Annotated in this window: 15 protein-coding genes; 7 read left to right on the forward strand and 8 right to left on the reverse strand. The window is 60.1% G+C overall.

Translation table 11 applies throughout. From position 1 onward, the window contains the following. Together VL003_RS10520 and VL003_RS10525 are read left to right on the forward strand one after the other, a co-directional pair. Nucleotides 1-695 (forward strand): GntR family transcriptional regulator (locus tag VL003_RS10520; RefSeq protein WP_325442222.1); only part of this gene is annotated, 695 nt, incomplete at its 5' end. 5 nt (nucleotides 696-700) lie between these two features. Further along, nucleotides 701-847 carry a hypothetical protein gene (locus tag VL003_RS10525; protein ID WP_325442224.1) on the forward strand — a complete coding sequence of 49 codons (147 nt, stop codon included), beginning with the start codon at nucleotides 701-703 and terminating at the stop codon, nucleotides 845-847. A gap of 124 nt (nucleotides 848-971) precedes the next feature. Here the strand turns inward: VL003_RS10525 and VL003_RS10530 are convergent, their stop codons facing one another. Then, entirely contained in the window at nucleotides 972-2141 is a 1170-nt protein-coding gene (locus VL003_RS10530; RefSeq protein ID WP_325442226.1) for an ABC transporter substrate-binding protein, read from the reverse strand. Between the two features lie 203 nt (nucleotides 2142-2344). Continuing rightward, nucleotides 2345-3532, reverse strand: a complete 1188-nt coding sequence (locus tag VL003_RS10535; protein ID WP_325442228.1) for an acyl-CoA dehydrogenase — start codon at nucleotides 3530-3532, stop codon at nucleotides 2345-2347. Nucleotides 3533-3642: 110 nt separating this feature from the next. Between VL003_RS10535 and VL003_RS10540 the strand changes: the two genes are divergently transcribed. Continuing rightward, complete coding sequence (locus VL003_RS10540) at nucleotides 3643-4551, forward strand: LysR substrate-binding domain-containing protein (RefSeq protein WP_325442230.1); 909 nt, start codon at nucleotides 3643-3645, stop codon at nucleotides 4549-4551. Between the two features lie 9 nt (nucleotides 4552-4560). Here VL003_RS10540 and purU read toward each other — a convergent pair whose 3' ends face one another. The 4 genes from purU to VL003_RS10560 form a co-directional block, all read right to left on the reverse strand. Beyond that, entirely contained in the window at nucleotides 4561-5409 is an 849-nt protein-coding gene (gene purU / locus VL003_RS10545) for a formyltetrahydrofolate deformylase (RefSeq protein WP_325442232.1), read from the reverse strand. Nucleotides 5410-5441: 32 nt separating this feature from the next. Continuing rightward, nucleotides 5442-5948, reverse strand: a complete 507-nt coding sequence (locus VL003_RS10550; protein WP_325442234.1) for a flavin reductase family protein — start codon at nucleotides 5946-5948, stop codon at nucleotides 5442-5444. 3 nt (nucleotides 5949-5951) lie between these two features. Further along, nucleotides 5952-6584, reverse strand: a complete 633-nt coding sequence (gene pdxH, locus VL003_RS10555) for a pyridoxamine 5'-phosphate oxidase (protein ID WP_325442237.1) — start codon at nucleotides 6582-6584, stop codon at nucleotides 5952-5954. 83 nt (nucleotides 6585-6667) lie between these two features. Continuing rightward, complete coding sequence (locus VL003_RS10560; protein WP_325442239.1) at nucleotides 6668-7318, reverse strand: gamma-glutamylcyclotransferase; 651 nt, start codon at nucleotides 7316-7318, stop codon at nucleotides 6668-6670. 153 nt (nucleotides 7319-7471) lie between these two features. Between VL003_RS10560 and VL003_RS10565 the strand changes: the two genes are divergently transcribed. Further along, nucleotides 7472-8284 carry a tRNA threonylcarbamoyladenosine dehydratase gene (locus VL003_RS10565; RefSeq protein WP_325442248.1) on the forward strand — a complete coding sequence of 271 codons (813 nt, stop codon included), beginning with the start codon at nucleotides 7472-7474 and terminating at the stop codon, nucleotides 8282-8284. Between the two features lie 34 nt (nucleotides 8285-8318). On the opposite strand, the gene uvrA is transcribed toward VL003_RS10565, so the two are convergent. Further along, nucleotides 8319-14093, reverse strand: coding sequence for an excinuclease ABC subunit UvrA (uvrA, locus tag VL003_RS10570; RefSeq protein ID WP_325442241.1), 5775 nt, complete (start codon nucleotides 14091-14093; stop codon nucleotides 8319-8321). 114 nt (nucleotides 14094-14207) lie between these two features. Between uvrA and VL003_RS10575 the strand changes: the two genes are divergently transcribed. Both VL003_RS10575 and VL003_RS10580 read left to right on the forward strand, forming a co-directional pair. Then, nucleotides 14208-14336, forward strand: a complete 129-nt coding sequence (locus tag VL003_RS10575) for a hypothetical protein (RefSeq protein WP_301115797.1) — start codon at nucleotides 14208-14210, stop codon at nucleotides 14334-14336. 135 nt (nucleotides 14337-14471) lie between these two features. After that, nucleotides 14472-15422, forward strand: coding sequence for a glycosyltransferase family 2 protein (locus VL003_RS10580; RefSeq protein WP_325442244.1), 951 nt, complete (start codon nucleotides 14472-14474; stop codon nucleotides 15420-15422). Nucleotides 15423-15436: 14 nt separating this feature from the next. Here VL003_RS10580 and VL003_RS10585 read toward each other — a convergent pair whose 3' ends face one another. After that, a complete protein-coding gene (locus VL003_RS10585) occupies nucleotides 15437-15919 on the reverse strand; it encodes a hypothetical protein (RefSeq protein ID WP_325442246.1) in 483 nt (160 codons plus the stop codon). 170 nt (nucleotides 15920-16089) lie between these two features. Here VL003_RS10585 and VL003_RS10590 point away from each other — a divergent pair. Further along, on the forward strand, nucleotides 16090-16235 hold a 146-nt coding region (locus VL003_RS10590; protein WP_325442250.1), incomplete at its 3' end, for an ATP-binding cassette domain-containing protein.

Here is a 16235-nt window from a genome sequence, read left to right on the forward strand (position 1 = left end):
ACGACCTGGATGTCAGCAGAACGCCGCTGCGCGAAGCGTTGAACCGATTGCAGCAAACAGGATTGGTCGTGGCAGCGACCAATCGCGGCATGGAGGTTGCCCCTGTGACCTTCGAAGAAACCGAGCAGCTGTACGCGGTAAGGTTGCTGATCGAGCCGCCGCTGGTCGCGGCCGTGACGCACAAGCTGACTGACTCGGATCTGGCCGAGATGGCCGACGCGCTGGAGAGCATGCGCGAAGGTGCCGAGCGCACCAAAGAGTTTCAAAATGCTCATCATCGTTTTCATGAGGCTGTGTTGGTGTACTACCCGCAAGCCATACGGGAGATGATCGAGTCCATTTATCTCAAGATCATTCGTCACCAGCGTATTTATTTCAGTCGGCCGCGAGCGCCTGAAGAGTTCTGCGAAATCGACAGACTGCTGCTTGAGGCGTCCATCGCCCGCGACGGTGAACTGGCCAAGCACATTCTGGAGTTCCATCTTATCGATGCGGCCTTGGGCTTGATGCTGGATGCGAATCCCGAATTCCGTCCGGCAGCGCTGGCCATTGCGGCTCAGGGCCTGGGTATAAAAATAGAGTTCAACACCGGGGGCGATGCGTCGCGCCCGGCCCGGATGTCGTGGGTGAACGGCACGGCTACCAATGTACCGTCCATGAAAACCGAAAACTTGATCTACGAACCCGACAAATAGTGTGGATGCCGGTCCAAGCAGCCAATACGCAGGCGCGCGCAACGGCCAAGACCCAACTGGGCGTACTGTTCCAGCCGGAAGGCATCGGTCAGTTGCGACTCAAGAACCGAATCGCGCTGCATGACTCATTCTTTGCCGCCAGGCGTTGCTGACACAGTCTTGGCGTGTCGCGGCTAAGGCGCTTGTAGTCTGATCCAAAAATGTACCGGCAGCCCTGATGCTGTTTTTATACAAGACAACGGCCGCGTCAGCGGCCGTTGTGGTGAGGCGGTTGGCCTAGCTCATCGAGCACTGCGATCCGTACGAGTCTTTATGATCTTTTAAGGCCGTGCCCATCGGTTTGGCGACGATCTGGCCCTTGTCATCGGAGTACTGGTAGATGTAGTAGTCCTGGATGGGCATGTTGTTGTGGTTGAAGCTGAACGAGCCACGTACCGAATCGAACTCTGTACCGGCTTTTTTCACCGCCTGGATAAGCTTGGCGTCATCGGAAACGTCGCTATCGATACTGCGAAGTGCTGTACTCAATAGTTGAGCGGTGTCATAGCTGACGGCGGCCCAGTGACTGGGAGCGCGCTTGTATTTCTCAGAGAACGCCTTGACGAAGGCCTTGCTGGCGGGGTTGTCGAGCTCGGCGTCCCAAACTACGCTGGTCGTGATGCCGTTCGCACTGGCGCCAATGGCAGGAAGCGTCGTGGGGTCAACGGTAAACACCGAAAACACGGGCAGCGAAGGCAGCAGCCCGGCCTGTGCCGCCTGCTTGGTGAAGTTGATACCCATGCCGCCAGGGTAGAACACAAATACGGCGTCCGGCTTGGCAAGCTGTATCTGGGTAATTTCGGCCGAATAATCTGTCTGGCCCAACTGTGTGTAAATTTCTTCGGCAATGTTGCCAGTGTAATGACGCTTGAAGCCGGCGATCATGTCTTTACCGCCCTGATAATTGGACGTCATCAAAAACACGTTCTTGAAACCCTGCTTTTTCACATATTCGCCCATCGCTTCCGCCGGGCCGTCCGACGGGTAGGCAGTAACGAACACATTGCGCTGACATTTTTCGCCCGCCAAAACAGCAGGGCCAGAAAGGGTCGAGAACACCACTTTTCCGCTTTCGCTCAAGCGTGGCAGGCTCGCCATCAGCAATTGGGTCGAGCCCGGTGCCACCATGGCGTCCACTTTTTCCTGCTCCAGCAATCTGCGTGTGGCCTGCATGCTGATCTCGGGCCGAAACTGGTCATCTTCCCGAATCACTTTAATTGGAACGCTGCCGGGCTGGGCGTTTGCCATTTCTATGCCCAGTATAAAGCCGTCGTATTGTTCTTGCCCGAGCATCGCTGTAGGGCCCGAGAACGAGCCGATATAACCTACTTTGACTTCCGCTGAAGCGCTCTGGCCTGCCACCGCCAGGGCAAGCCCGACCACGAGTTTGAAAGGTAAGGACCGCATGTTGTGTCTCCGTATTATTTTGCATACAGTTTTGTATGTAATGCAAGCCTACAACAGCAATCTTCCGTAGAGAACACGGGGAATACCCTAAAACTGGCTTCTGTTAACCGACGCGCTCATAAAAAACGCCCGCCTGTTAAAGGCGGGCGCTGCGGTATTGCTGACGCTTGGACGTAGCCGAAGCGGCATGGCCGTATTAGGTATTAATAGAACGCCTGAATACCTGTCTGCGCACGACCCAGAATCAGGGCGTGAACGTCGTGGGTGCCTTCGTAGGTGTTGACAACTTCAAGGTTGACCAGGTGGCGGGCCACGCCGAATTCGTCGGAGATGCCGTTGCCGCCCAGCATGTCGCGCGCCATGCGGGCAATATCAAGCGACTTGCCGCAAGAGTTGCGTTTCATGATGGAAGTGATTTCAACGGCGGCTGTGCCCTCGTCTTTCATGCGGCCCAGGCGCAGGCAGCCTTGCAGGCCGAGGGTGATTTCGGTTTGCATGTCGGCCAGTTTCTTCTGGATAAGCTGGTTGGCGGCCAGGGGGCGGCCGAACTGCTTGCGGTCCAGGGTGTATTGGCGGGCAGTGTGCCAGCAGTCTTCGGCGGCGCCCAGCGCACCCCAGGCGATGCCGTAGCGGGCCGAGTTCAGGCAGGTGAAGGGGCCACGCAGGCCGGAAACGCCGGGCATCATGGCATCGGCGGGCACTTCGACCTCGTCCATGACGATTTCGCCTGTGATTGAGGCGCGCAGGCCGACCTTGCCGTGGATGGCTGGTGCGCTAAGGCCCTTAAGGCCTTTGTCGAGTATGAAGCCGCGGATCTTGCCGTCGTCGTCGCCGCCGACCACTTTGGCCCACACGACAAATACATCGGCGATAGGCGAGTTGGTGATCCACATTTTATTGCCCGTAAGCGTGTAGCCGCTGCCGGTTTTAACAGCGCGGGTTTCCATGCTGCCAGGGTCGGAGCCGTGGTTGGGTTCGGTAAGGCCGAAGCAGCCGATCCACTCGCCGGTGGCTAGCTTGGGCAGATATTTTTGTTTTTGCTCTTCGGTGCCGAATTCGTTAATGGGCACCATGACCAGCGAGGATTGCACGCTCATCATCGAGCGGTAGCCCGAATCGATGCGTTCGACTTCGCGGGCGATAAGGCCGTAGCATACGTAGTTCAGGCCCGAGCCGCCGTATGCTTCGGGAATGGTGGGGCCCAGCAGGCCCAGCTCGCCCATTTCGGTAAAAATGGAGGCGTCGGTTTTTTCGTTGCGAAATGCCTCGAGCACGCGTGGCGCCAGTTTGTCTTGGGCGTAAGCGCGTGCTGCCTCGCGCACCATGCGCTCGTCTTCAGTAAGCTGCGAGTCGAGTAAAAGGGGGTCTTCCCAGTTGAAGGACGCCGACATAGTTTGCTCCGTATCGAATATGTTTAGGTTTAAACTATTCTAATGTGATTTAACCGCACAGTGCAATTGATAAAAACGCACAATATAGTGCAATTTATGAACGTCAACCCATGAGACACGGTATACCCAATTTGGGCGCCTTGCAGGCATTTGAAGCCACCGCCCGGCTGGGGTCGTTCTCGCGGGCGGCCGAAGAGCTTTCTCTGACCCACAGTGCGGTGTTTCGGCAGGTGGCCGGCCTTGAAGAACGTTTGGGCGTACAGTTGTTTACCCGGGTACGGCGGCGCATTGCCCTGACCGACGCCGGGGCGGAATACGCCGCTCGGGTGCGGCATCATCTGGATCAACTCGAAAAAGATACTTTCGGCCTGATCTCGCGCGCAGGTCTGGGGCGCAGCCTGCACATCGCCGTATTGCCCACCCTGGCCACCACCTGGCTTGTACCGCGCCTGGCAGGGTTTCAGCGCGACCACGACGACGTTGCGGTCAGCCTTTCGGTGCGCACCCGTCCCTTTCAATTCAACGACCATCCTTTCGATGCCGCTGTGTATCATGCGACGCAGTTGTGGCCCGGAACAGTCGGATTCAAGCTGTTTGATGAAAAGGAGCTGGTGCCGGTCTGCACGCCTGCCGTGCGTGAGGTCATCGAGGGGCACCCCGAAGGCATGGCCGGCGTGGTGCATCTGCATATGATGTCGCGGCCCGATGTGTGGCGCGAGTGGTATCGAAAACAGGGGCGCGACTGCCCAGCGTCGGTCGGGGCGGGGCCGCGCTACGAGCTTTTCACCATGTTGCTGGCAGCCGCTCAGGCGGGTATGGGGGTGGCGTTGGTGCCCAGGTTCCTGGCCCGCCAGGCCTTGGCGGGCGGGCAATTAACGGCGGCAGACCCCGGCGTCTTGCCGATGCGCGAAGCGTATTACTTCAGTTACCCGGGTCAGGAGAAGCCTTCTGAGGCTTTGCTGGCCTTTGAGGCTTGGCTGCGCAACGAAGCGGCCGTGTCGAACGAATTGAGTCGTTGAGCGGCTTGTTTACTTGAAAACGACGGTGCGGCTGCCGTTGAGCAAAATGCGGTGTTCGACGTGGTAACGCACCGCTCGCGCCAGCACCAGCGACTCAACGTCGCTGCCTACTTGTGTAAGTTGGCGTGCGCTCATGGCATGATCCACCCGCTCGATGTCCTGTTCAATAATGGGGCCTTCGTCCAGATCCGACGTGACGTAGTGGGCGGTGGCGCCAATAATCTTGACCCCGCGCGCGTGGGCCTGGTGATACGGCCGCGCGCCCTTGAAGCTGGGCAAGAAACTGTGGTGAATATTAATGGCACGGCCTGAAAGCGCCTTGCACATGTCCGCCGACAAAATCTGCATGTATCGTGCCAGCACGACGAGGTCGATTTGGTGGGCGTCAACCAGATCGAGTATTTGTTGCTCTTGCTGGGGGCGGGTTTCTGCGTCAACCGGCAGGTGATGAAACGGAATGTCGTACGAGGCCGCCATCGAGGCGTAATCGTTATGATTGGATGCGATGGCAGCGATCTCGACAGGCAGTTGCCCGCTGTGTGTACGAAACAGCAGGTCATTCAGGCAGTGACCCTGGCGGCTGACCAGTATCAATAGCCTGGCCTTGCGATTGGCGTCGTAAATATGGGCATCCATGCTGAAGCGTTCAGCCACCGATGCAAAGCTTTCTTCCAGCGACTCGACGGTGGCCGGCAGTGGCAGCTTGAAATGCACCCGCAAGAAAAATCGCTCTTCGTCGATGTCGCCAAATTGCTGGGCGTCAATAATATTACCGTGCAGCCCCAGTAGCCAGCCTGTCACACTATGGACGATGCCGATGCGGTCAGGGCAGGAAAGGGTCAGAATGAAATCGTTCATGGTTAAGCTAAGTTAAGGCGGTCGGACGAAGGCTAATTGGAAGGGGTCAGGTCGAAGGCGCCCGCATGGTAAACCAGCGGTTGATGCGTCGAGCGTTGGCAGCGCTCGACCTGTCCGATAAAAATAATGTGATCGCCGGCTTCATGGCGGCGAAGGTTATAACATTCAAACCACGCGGCACATTCTGGGTCATCAAGCATCACTGCGCCATTGGGGGCACGGGTAACCGCCACGCCCTTGAAGCGCTCTTCTTGCGGGCCGCCGGCAAACTGGCGAGCCAGGTGTAGCTGGCGGGCCGAGAGCACATGTATTGTGTAGCGTTCGGCGCGTTCAAAATGCACCCCGGACGACGCCTTGTTCGATAAGGTCCACAACACCATGGGTGGCTCCAGAGACACCGAGTTGAACGAACTTATCGTCAGGCCAATAGGTTGAGTGCCGTCGTGGCTTTGCGTGGTAATGATCGTGACCCCGCTGGCAAATCGCCCCAGGGCGGATCGAAAAAAAGCGGCATCAAAATCGGGTGCAAGTGCTGTCATAGATCAGGGCGCAAGGCGTGTTACTTGCCAGGTGCCGTGTTCGTCGCGCTGATACACAAGGCGGTCGTGAAGCCGCGAGGGGCGGCCCTGCCAGAACTCGACCCGCTGCGGAAGCAGGCGATATCCCCCCCAGTGCGATGGCCGGGCGGGTTGTTCGCCCATGGATTCGGCCAGCTCACGGCTGCGAGCCTCGAGCTCGTCGCGGGTGGTGGGCCGACTTTGGGGCGAGGCCCAGGCCCCGATGCGAGAGCCCAGCGGGCGGCTGTTGTAGTACTGGTCCGACTCGCTTGGCGTGACTTTTTCCACCAGGCCTTCCAGGCGCACCTGACGCTGCAGGGTGGGCCAGAAAAACAGAAGGCTGGCATGCGGCTGGGCGGCCAGCTCGTTGCCTTTGCGTGACTCGTAGTTGGTAAAGAACACCAGCCCCTGTTTGTCGATGCCCTTAAGCAAGACAACACGGGCCGACGGCCTGCCCTGGGCGTCGGCGGTGGCCAGGGTCATGGCGTTGGGCTCGATCACGTCGGCCTTCAGGGCTTCGTCGAACCACTTGGAAAATTGGTCCAGCGGGGAGGCCGCCAGAGAAGATTCGAGCAACACGCTCTTGTCGTATACCTGGCGCAAATCGGCAATGGACATGGATGATCTTTAGCTTGTTTCGGTGGGCGGAGAAAGAATCATTCTACCCGTTCGACGCAAATCGCTACGCTCGGCGGCTTTGCCTAAGATCGGGCGGCGTGCGGGGTTCGCAATTCGTGTACCAGGCCGTCGAGCTTGCGGTCGTGAATGCCGGCGTCTTTCAAGGCCTGGGCGGTTTCCAGCACGTATTCGGTGCACGAGCCGTAGGTGCCGTGGGCGTCACGCACGATGGCCACCAACTGCTCGTGTGTCAGGCCGCTGACGTAGGCGTCCTGGCTGCGGTCCATGACAAATGCCAGCGCCTTGACGCTGCCGGGCCCGGTGGCGCAGGCAAGCCATTTGGGCAGGTAGGCGCCGCTGGGCATCTCGCGCTTCCAGAGTTGGGTCAGGGTGTGTGGAACGTTCTGGGCGGCAATTCGGTACACCATGCCCCGGCAGGAGCCGCCGATATCCAACCCGAACACCAGGCCGGGTCGTTCGGGCGTGCCCCGGTTGACGCGTGACCACAGGCATAAAGAGCGGTGGTAACCGCGAAGCAGGGCGAAACGGCGCTCGACGAACTCGAACTCGGGGCGCCACACCAAGGAGCCGTATCCGTATACCCACAGGTCGTCACGTCCGTTCCAGTGAGCCAGGCTGGCGTCGAGCGAGGCCTGACGTTGTTCTTCGGTAAGCAGGCGGAAGCTGGCGCCGGAGGCGGCAAACAGGGATTCGAGCGAAGCAGAGGAGTTCACGGTTTGAAATTGGGCCGGTGGGGCATGGTCTAATATTCGATGGCAGCTTTTAATTTTAACCCCGAACCCGTTGCCCGGCGTGGCGATGCGGGCATTTTGCTTAGGTCTATGGAAATTCCCGCTACCCGGATTGTGCCTGACGAACCGGCCGATATGGCTGATCTTGAACGCCGGTTTGGCGGGCTCGAGCGTTTGTACGGAGTCGATGCGCTGCGCAAGCTGGCTGGTGCCCATGTGGCGGTCGCAGGCATAGGCGGTGTGGGCTCGTGGTGCGCCGAGGCCCTGGCGCGTTCGGGCGTGGGGCGATTGACGCTTATCGACATGGATCATGTTGCCGAATCAAATATTAACCGGCAGTTGCACGCACTTAGCGATACGCTGGGTCAGTCCAAAATCAATGCCATGGCGGCGCGGGTGCATGGCATCAATCCGCATTGCAAGCTGCATTTAATCGACGATTTCGTTACGCCCGAAAATGTTGCCGAGCTGCTGGCGCCTGGGTTTGACGTGCTGATTGATTGTACGGACCAGGCCACTGCAAAGATCGCCATGATCCTTGAAGCACGCCGCCTTAAGGTGCCGATTCTGGTGTGTGGCGGGGCCGGGGGCAAGACGAATGTGCTGGCCTTGAGGGCGGGCGATCTTTCCACGGCCTTGAACGATGCGTTGCTGGCGAAGCTGCGCGCTACGTTGCGACGCCATCATGGGTATCCGAAGGGCTCGGACGCCAACGGCAAGGCGCTCAAGCGGGTGCCGCGCATGGGCGTTCGGGCGTTGTGGTTCGATCAGCCGGCTATTTTGCCGCAGCAATGGGCGGATCCTCAGCCACGGGAATTGGGTGGGGTCGGGTTGCAGGGCTTGTCTTGCGCGGGTTATGGATCGGCGGTGGCGATCACGGCCTCCATGGGGATGGCGGCCGCTGCCGATGCGATTCAATGGATCGGGTTCGGCCGGTTTGCCGGCTGATGGTCAGGCCGGCACCCCGCACCACGCCTGGTTTTTACGAAGTTTGGGGTGCTGTTTCCATGAATTCGGCCAGTACGCGCCCGGTGTGGGATTGATCCTTCATCGCCATGACGTGTTCGGGGGTGCCGGCGGAAACCAGTCGACCGCCGCCGGTGCCGCCTTCGGGGCCCATGTCTATGATCCAGTCGGCTTCTGCGATGACGTCCAGGTTGTGTTCAATGACCACGACGGTATTGCCTGCTTCCACCAGGCGATGCAGCACATGTGTCAGCTTTTCCACGTCGGCCATTGAAAGCCCCACTGTGGGTTCATCGAGCACGTACAGTGTGTGTGGAATGCGCGAGGCGCGGCCGGTTTTTATGACGCCGTCGGTCAGGCGGGCCTTGGTCAGTTCGGTAACCAGCTTGATGCGCTGAGCCTCACCGCCCGATAGGGTGGGCGAAGGCTGGCCCAGTGTGAGGTATCCCAGGCCTACGTCCTGCATCAAGCGCAAGGGGCGCAAAATGCGGGAGTGGGCGCTGAAGTATTCGATGGCGTCGTCTACTTCCATGTTCAGGACTTCGCCGGCGTTCTTGTCGGCCCAGGTCACGTTCAAGGTGTCTCGATTAAAGCGCTCTCCGTTGCAGGCGTCGCAGGGCACTTTGACGTCGGGCAGAAAGCTCATCTCGATGGTACGCATGCCCTGGCCTTCGCAGATGGGGCAGCGGCCGTCGCCGGTATTGAACGAGAAGCGTGCGGCAGTCCAGCCGCGCACGCGGGCGTCGCGTGTTTCGGCGAACAGCTTGCGCACGTCGTCCCAGAAGCCCACGTAGGTGGCGGGGCAGGAACGCGGTGTTTTGCCGATAGGAGTCTGGTCTACTTCGAGTACGCGGTCTATGTGCTCCCAGCCTTCGATACTGGTGCAGCCCTGCCAGGCGGTGTGTTCCGTGCGTGCGGCCACGGCGCGCGCCAGGTTGTCCAGCAAGACGTCGCGCGCCAGGGTGGATTTTCCGGAACCCGAAACACCGGTAATGACGCTTAGGCGGCCAATGGGAATCTGAGCATCTACGTTGTGCAGATTGTGCAGGTAGGCGCCGCGTACGGTCATCATGGTTGTGTCGCCGTCGATAGGGCGCCGTGCCTGCAAAGGGTGAACGAGCGGGTGACGAAGATACTTGCCGGTCAGCGAGGCTGGCGCCTGCATGATGTCTTCGACCGTGCCTTCTGCCACCACGCGTCCACCCCGCACACCGGCGCCGGGGCCGATGTCGATCACGTGCGATGCGCGGCGTATGGTGTCTTCGTCGTGCTCTACCACCACCAGTGTGTTGCCGTTTTGTTCCAGCCTGGCCAGCGCGTTGAGCAGGATGCGATTGTCGCGCGGGTGCAGGCCGATGGTGGGTTCGTCGAGCACATAGCACACACCTTGCAGGTTGGAGCCCAGTTGCGCGGCAAGACGGATACGCTGGGCTTCGCCGCCCGATAGGGTGGGCGCGGCGCGATCCAGGGCCAGGTAGCCTAACCCCACCTCTTGCATGAAGTCGAGGCGGCCGCGGATTTCGGTAAGTATGTCGCGGGCGATTTCTTCTTCGCGCCCGCGTGTGACCAGTGCGCGAAAGAAGGTGTGCGCTTCGGAAACGGAAAACGCAGCAAGCTTTGCAATAGACCGGTCACGCCACAGGAAGGCGCGGGCGACGCGGTTCAGGCGCTCGCCGTCGCACGTCGTGCAGGTTTGGGCGGGGCCGTCGTACCAGGCGTTCCAGTTGGTTTCTTCGCCGGTTTGTTCTTCATCGAAGCCTTTTAGCTGCAGGCCGGTACCAAAGCAGCCGGGACACCAGCCATGCTTGGAGTTGTAAGAGAACAGGCGCGGGTCGGGCTCGGGAAAGCTGGTGCCGCAGCACGGGCAGGCACGCTTCACGGAAAAACTGATGGCTGGAGCCGACTCGTCGATGCCCGTGGCACGGCGTGCGTCCAGCGGCGCATCGGTATCGGCGGTAAGGCCCGGCAACACGGTTAGCGTACCGTGGCCGTGTTCCAGCGCCTTGCGTATGGCTTGCCGAAGCTCAAGCTCGTGCTTGGGGTCGACCACCAGGTCAGCGACCGGCAGTTCGATGGTGTGTTCTTTGTAGCGATCCAGGCGGGGCCAGGGGGAAACGGGAATGAACCGCCCGTCGACCCGCAGATGGGTATGGCCCTTTGCCGCCGCCCATTTTGCCAGGTCGGTGTAATAGCCTTTGCGGGCCGTTACCAGCGGCGCAAGCAGGCCGATGTGGCGGCCTCGGTGCTCGCGCATGAGTTGTGCAGCGATTTGCTCGGCCGTTTGGGGTTCCACCGGCACCTTGCAGTCGGGGCACATCTGGGTGCCCAACTTTACGTAGAGCAGGCGCAGGAAGTGGTGAATCTCGGTCATGGTGGCGACCGTGGACTTGCGCCCGCCGCGGCTGGTGCGCTGCTCGATGGCGACCGTGGGCGGAATGCCATAGATGGCGTCGACATCGGGCTTGCCTGCCGGCTGAACGATGGCGCGTGCGTATGCATTCAGCGACTCGAGATAGCGGCGCTGGCCTTCATTGAAGAGGATGTCGAACGCCAACGTGGATTTGCCCGAGCCCGAAACGCCGGTAATGACGGTAAATGTGTCACGCGGAATCGAAACGTCGATGCCCTTGAGGTTGTGTTCGCGCGCGTTGATGATGTCGATGGTCGGCGCTTGGGTTCGGCCTCGCCGCAAGATGGATTGCAGCGGTGTGCCCGCGTGGTCAGCGTAGGTGGCTTGCGGCTCGGCCAGGGCGGCATCGGCGGCCCGGACGGTGTCGCCCGCTGCGGCAGGCGCAGCCGAAACAATGACGTTCTGCGCATAGTCGCGAAGAGCCTGCCCCGTGTGCGAGGCCGGGTTGTCCATCAGTTGCTGCGGCGTTCCCGTACCCACAACTCGTCCGCCCGCATCCCCGCCTTCGGGGCCCAGGTCTATCAGCCAGTCGGCCGCGCGGATAACGTCCAGATTGTGCTCGATGACCAGCAGCGAATGCCCGGCCGCCAAAAGCTTGCGAAAGGCGCGCATCAGGCGGGCGATGTCGTCGAAGTGCAGACCCGTGGTGGGCTCGTCGAACAGGAACAAGCTGCCCTTTTTGGCTACGCGGGCGCTTGAGATGCCGCTGCGTGCCGCAGCGGCCAGGTGGCCCGCCAGTTTCAGCCGCTGGGCTTCGCCCCCCGACAGGGTTGGTACGGGTTGCCCAAGACGCACGTACTCCAGCCCTACGTCGGCCAGGGGAGCCAGGCCGTATTGCACGTCGCGCAGCCCGCCGAAGAACTCGAGCGCTTCGCTGACCGTCATGTCCAGTACCTGGTCTATCGAGGCGCTGCGGCCCAGGTGTTCGACCCGCACTTCAAGTACTTCGGGCCGGAACCGCTTGCCGTCGCAGTCGGGGCAACGCAGGTATACATCTGACAGAAACTGCATTTCAACGTGTTCAAAACCCGTGCCGCCGCAGGTGGGACAACGGCCGTCGCCGGTGTTGAAGCTGAAGGTTCCTGGCGTATAGCCGCGCTCTTTGGAAAGCGGGGCCTGAGCGAACAGCTTGCGTATGGGGTCAAAGGCGCCGACGAAGCTGGCAGGGTTGGAGCGGGCGGTCTTGCCGATGGGCGTCTGGTCAACCAGGACGACCTCGGCAATTTGTTCTGCGCCCAGCAAGTGCCGGTGTGCGCCCGGCGCTTCGACCGGCTTTCCTTGTCGCTTGAGCAAGGCGGGATACAGCACGTCTTGTACCAGGGTGGATTTGCCCGACCCTGAAACGCCGGTCAGGCAAACCAGACGGCCCAGTGGAATTGCCACCGAAATGTCTTGAAGATTGTTGGCGGTTACGCCCTCGAGCAATAGCTTGGGTGTGTTGTGTGCCACCGGCATGGGGCGCGGCGCCTCGACCGACAAGCGCCCGGCAAGGTAATCGGCCGTCAGCGTGTGGCCTTCGCGCAATTGGCCGGGAGTGCCGTCGAACACGATCCGGCCGCCGCGTTCGCCCGGGCCCGGACCAATGTCCATAATGCGGTCTGCCGCCACCATGACCTGGGGGTCGTGTTCGACCACCACCAAGGTATTTCCGTTGCTTCGCAGCCGATGCATGACTTGGACAATGCGGTGAATGTCGCGCGGGTGCAAGCCGATCGAGGGCTCGTCCAGTACGAATAAAGTGTTGACCAGCGAGGTGCCCAGCGCGGTAGTCAGGTTGATGCGCTGCACCTCGCCGCCCGACAGCGTGCGGCTTTGTCGATCAAGTGAGAGGTAACCCAGGCCGACATCGCACAGGAACTTCAGGCGGGAGCGCACTTCGTCCATCAGCAGCCCGATGGCCGCGTCCATTTGCTCGCCGAAACTCAACGTGTCAAAGAAGCGACGAACCCGGTCTATGGGCAGGTGCATCAGATCGTGAACGCCCAGGCCTGGCAGGGCGTCCAGCTGCTCTTGGGTCCAGCGCGCATGCACGGGCATGAAGCGCGGGTAACGTCCGTCAAGTGGGGCCGGGTCGTTGCCCAGCCGCCAAAGCGTGGCATCAGGTTTCAGGCGCGAGCCGCCGCAGGCCGGGCAGGGCGTATAGCTGCGGTATTTCGAAAGCAAAACGCGCACGTGCATTTTGTAGGCGCGCGATTCAAGCCAGTCAAAGAAGCGCTGGGCGCCATACCATTGGGTTTTCCAGGCGCGCGGGCCGCCTTTCCAGTCGGGGGTGCCACCCACCACCCATTCTTTTTCGCTGTCTGAGAGGTCGTGCCAGGGGGTGTCCAGACGCACACCGGCCGCCGGGGCGTATTGTTCCATTTCGGCCTGGCATTCTTTGTAGCTGTTGGTTTGCCAGGGCTTTATGGCGCCGCCGCGCAAGGTCTTTTTTTCGTCAGGCACCACCAGGCCGTAGTCAATGCCCATGACCCGGCCAAAGCCCCGGCAAGCCTCGCACGCCCCCAAGGGGGAATTGAACGAGAATGCGCTGGGCAGGGCCGGGGCGTACTCGATGTCGCAGTGCGCACAATGCAAGCGGCTGCTGAAGCGCCACGCGGTTTCGTCGGCATCGTCGGGTCCGGATGCATAAATGGTAAGGTGGCCGTCGCCTTGTTTTAATGCCGCATCCAGCGCTTCCATGATGCGCTCGGGCTCGGCGTTGCCAAGGCGAAAACGGTCTTGAACCACATGTAGCACACGCAGGCGCGCGGGGGCGGCATTTGCCTTGGCTACCGGCTTGCCGCGCTTGCCCTTGGCTTTACCCGCCGCAGCAACCGGTGCGGCAGTGGTCTCCTCGTGATGAATGCGGGTGTAACCCTGCTGGTTCAGATAGCCCACTACTTCGTCTTCAGTGAAGTTGGCGGGTATGGTTACCGGAAAAGTGACGGTCAGGCGTGGGCCGTTGCCCCGGGCAAGCATGGCCAGCCGATCATGAATCGACTGCGGGCTGTCTCGTTCGACGCGTGTGCCGCAGCACTGACAGTACAGCCTGCCCATGCGGGCGTACAGCAGCTTAAGGTGGTCGTTCAGCTCGGTCATGGTGCCGACCGTGCTGCGCGAATTGCGCACCGGGTTGACCTGATCTATGGCGATAGCGGGCAATATGCCCTCGATGCGGTCGACCTGCGGCTTGTCCATGCGGTCAAGAAACTGGCGCGCGTAAGGCGAGAAGGTTTCCACGTAGCGTCGCTGCCCCTCGGCGTAGAGGGTGTCAAACGCCAACGAGCTTTTGCCCGAACCGGAAACGCCGGTCAGAACGGTCAGTTCGCCCGTGTTGATGCTGACGTCAAGGTTTTTGAGGTTGTTCTGGCGTGCGCCGAATATGCGGATCTGTGAGCTCATGGCAATATGGTAAGCCGAACGCTTTGGGCGTGCCCAAGACGCGGTTGCTTTGAGGAAGCCCCCAAATGCGGTAGAATGGGGGGTTTTATAACGCACTATTTTACTGGAGCCGACATGGCAGAAATTAAACGTACGCGGCGCAATACGCTTGAGCGTCGGTGCCTGGGCAAGGCCTTTAAACGCCTTTTTGTGAATTCGCCCAAGGGTGTATTCAAAATGCTCGAAAAAGTGAAGCGCGCGTAATCTGTGTCTTCATGTTGCAATGGCAAAAAACCATGAGTTCTTTACTCATGGTTTTTTTTTGGCCTATTATGGCTGTACCGTGCTTTTGTAACCATGCTGGGCATGGGCCAGCATCGACGCATAATTCAAATAACTATGTCTTACCGGCGCCATCTTTTCACCGTACTGACCCCAACGTTCAACCGTGCACACACATTGGCACGTGTGTATAACTCGCTGGCCGAACAAACCTTTCAAGATTTCGAATGGCTGGTGATCGACGACGGCTCTACCGACAATACGCGTGAGCTTGTCATGCAGTGGCAGCAGCAGGCGCGTTTTCCCATCCGCTACATATGGCAAGAAAACGCGCATAAAAAAACGGCGTTCAATCATGGCGTGCGCGAAGCACGTGGCGAGTTGATTGTGGCGCTCGACAGCGACGACAGCCTTGATATGAACGCGCTGTATGTCATGGCTCAGGCCTGGAGCGCCATGGATCCAAGCGAGCGGTCGGCCTTTGTGGCCATCACCGGTTTGTGCGCGCGCCCCGACGGGCACATTGTGGGCGATATGTTCCCTTCCGACGTATTCGACACCACCTCTATCGACATGTCGTTCAAGCACCACGTCAAGGGCGAGAAATTCGGCTGCATGCGCACCGAGGTCTTGCGTCGCTTTCCCTTCCCTGAAGATATTCCGGGCTTCGTGCCCGAAAGTGTGGTCTGGCGCGCCATGGCGCGCGCCGGGTATTTAACGCGTTTCGTCAATCAGGTGTTTCGCGTGTATTACGAAGGCGACGGCGAGTCACTGACAGGCCATAGCCGCAGTACGGGCGGCGCCTCACATGCGCTGGGGCTCTGGCTGCTGGCGCAAGACACGGTGGTCGAGTGCCTGCCGTGGTTCAAATACCGGCCTCAAGAGTTCTTCGCTGCCGCGGCCCGCTACACTCGTTTCTCGTTGCACATAAAACGCAACGGGCAAGCCCTGCCACGCGGTCGCAGCCTGCACGGCTTGCGCAGCCGCCTGCTGGTGGCACTGATGTGGCCGGTGGGTGTGGCACTGTATTTGCGCGACATACGCACGTCGCGCCCGCTGGGCGTGTAAGCTGCTATGTAAGGTCAGTGCAGGGTGGGGGGCTGGCCCGAGGGGTCGTCGTCCAGATCCATGTCCAGATCGTCGTCGGGAGGCAGAGGCGCTTCGCTCAGCGCAAATGGCAGCATGCTGCCAAGGTCGTCGCTCCAGGCCACTTCTTCGCCTTCGTCGTCAACCTTGATAAAGCGCACCCCTTCAATGTCCGACAATTGTATGGCCCACAGATACAGACACTGGTACGTGTCGCCGTCGGCGATTTGCAGTCCGCCCTGGTGGCCGATAATGCGAGCCCCCGCGCCACCGACCTGCACGGTGACCAGGTCGCGAGCGTCTTCTCCGGTTTCAAGAGGTACGGCGAACAAGGCCCACTCGAACCCGGTTTCTTGGGCGTCGATAATCTCGGCTAGTACCGGTTTGCCCATGTAAGCGCTTAGCGCGTCGGCAGTGCGGCCCAGCATGTCGAGTTCTTCGGCGGTAAATACAAGAGGGGGGTGCTGGTCGGTGGACATAATATTGAACGCCTGGAAGGCTGATTGGCAGGGGGCGATCGTAGGAAAACGCAATTATTGTAGTGCATGACGCGCTGCGCAACGTCTTGCTGGTTGGGTTTTATTTTGTTAGAGGGCCTACAATCTGGGGCTTCTCCAACGTTTTTTTGGCAACCCCCTGAACTGAAGTCATGGCTCAATACGTTTACACAATGAATCGGGTCGGCAAGATCGTGCCCCCAAAACGGCAGATTCTGCGCGATATTTCACTGTCTTTTTTCCCGGGCGCCAAAATTGGTGTGCTGGGCCTGAACGGCGCAGGCAAGTCGACCTTGTT

This window comes from Pusillimonas sp. (genome assembly GCF_035515275.1).
Taxonomy (GTDB): Bacteria; Pseudomonadota; Gammaproteobacteria; order Burkholderiales; family Burkholderiaceae_B; genus Pusillimonas.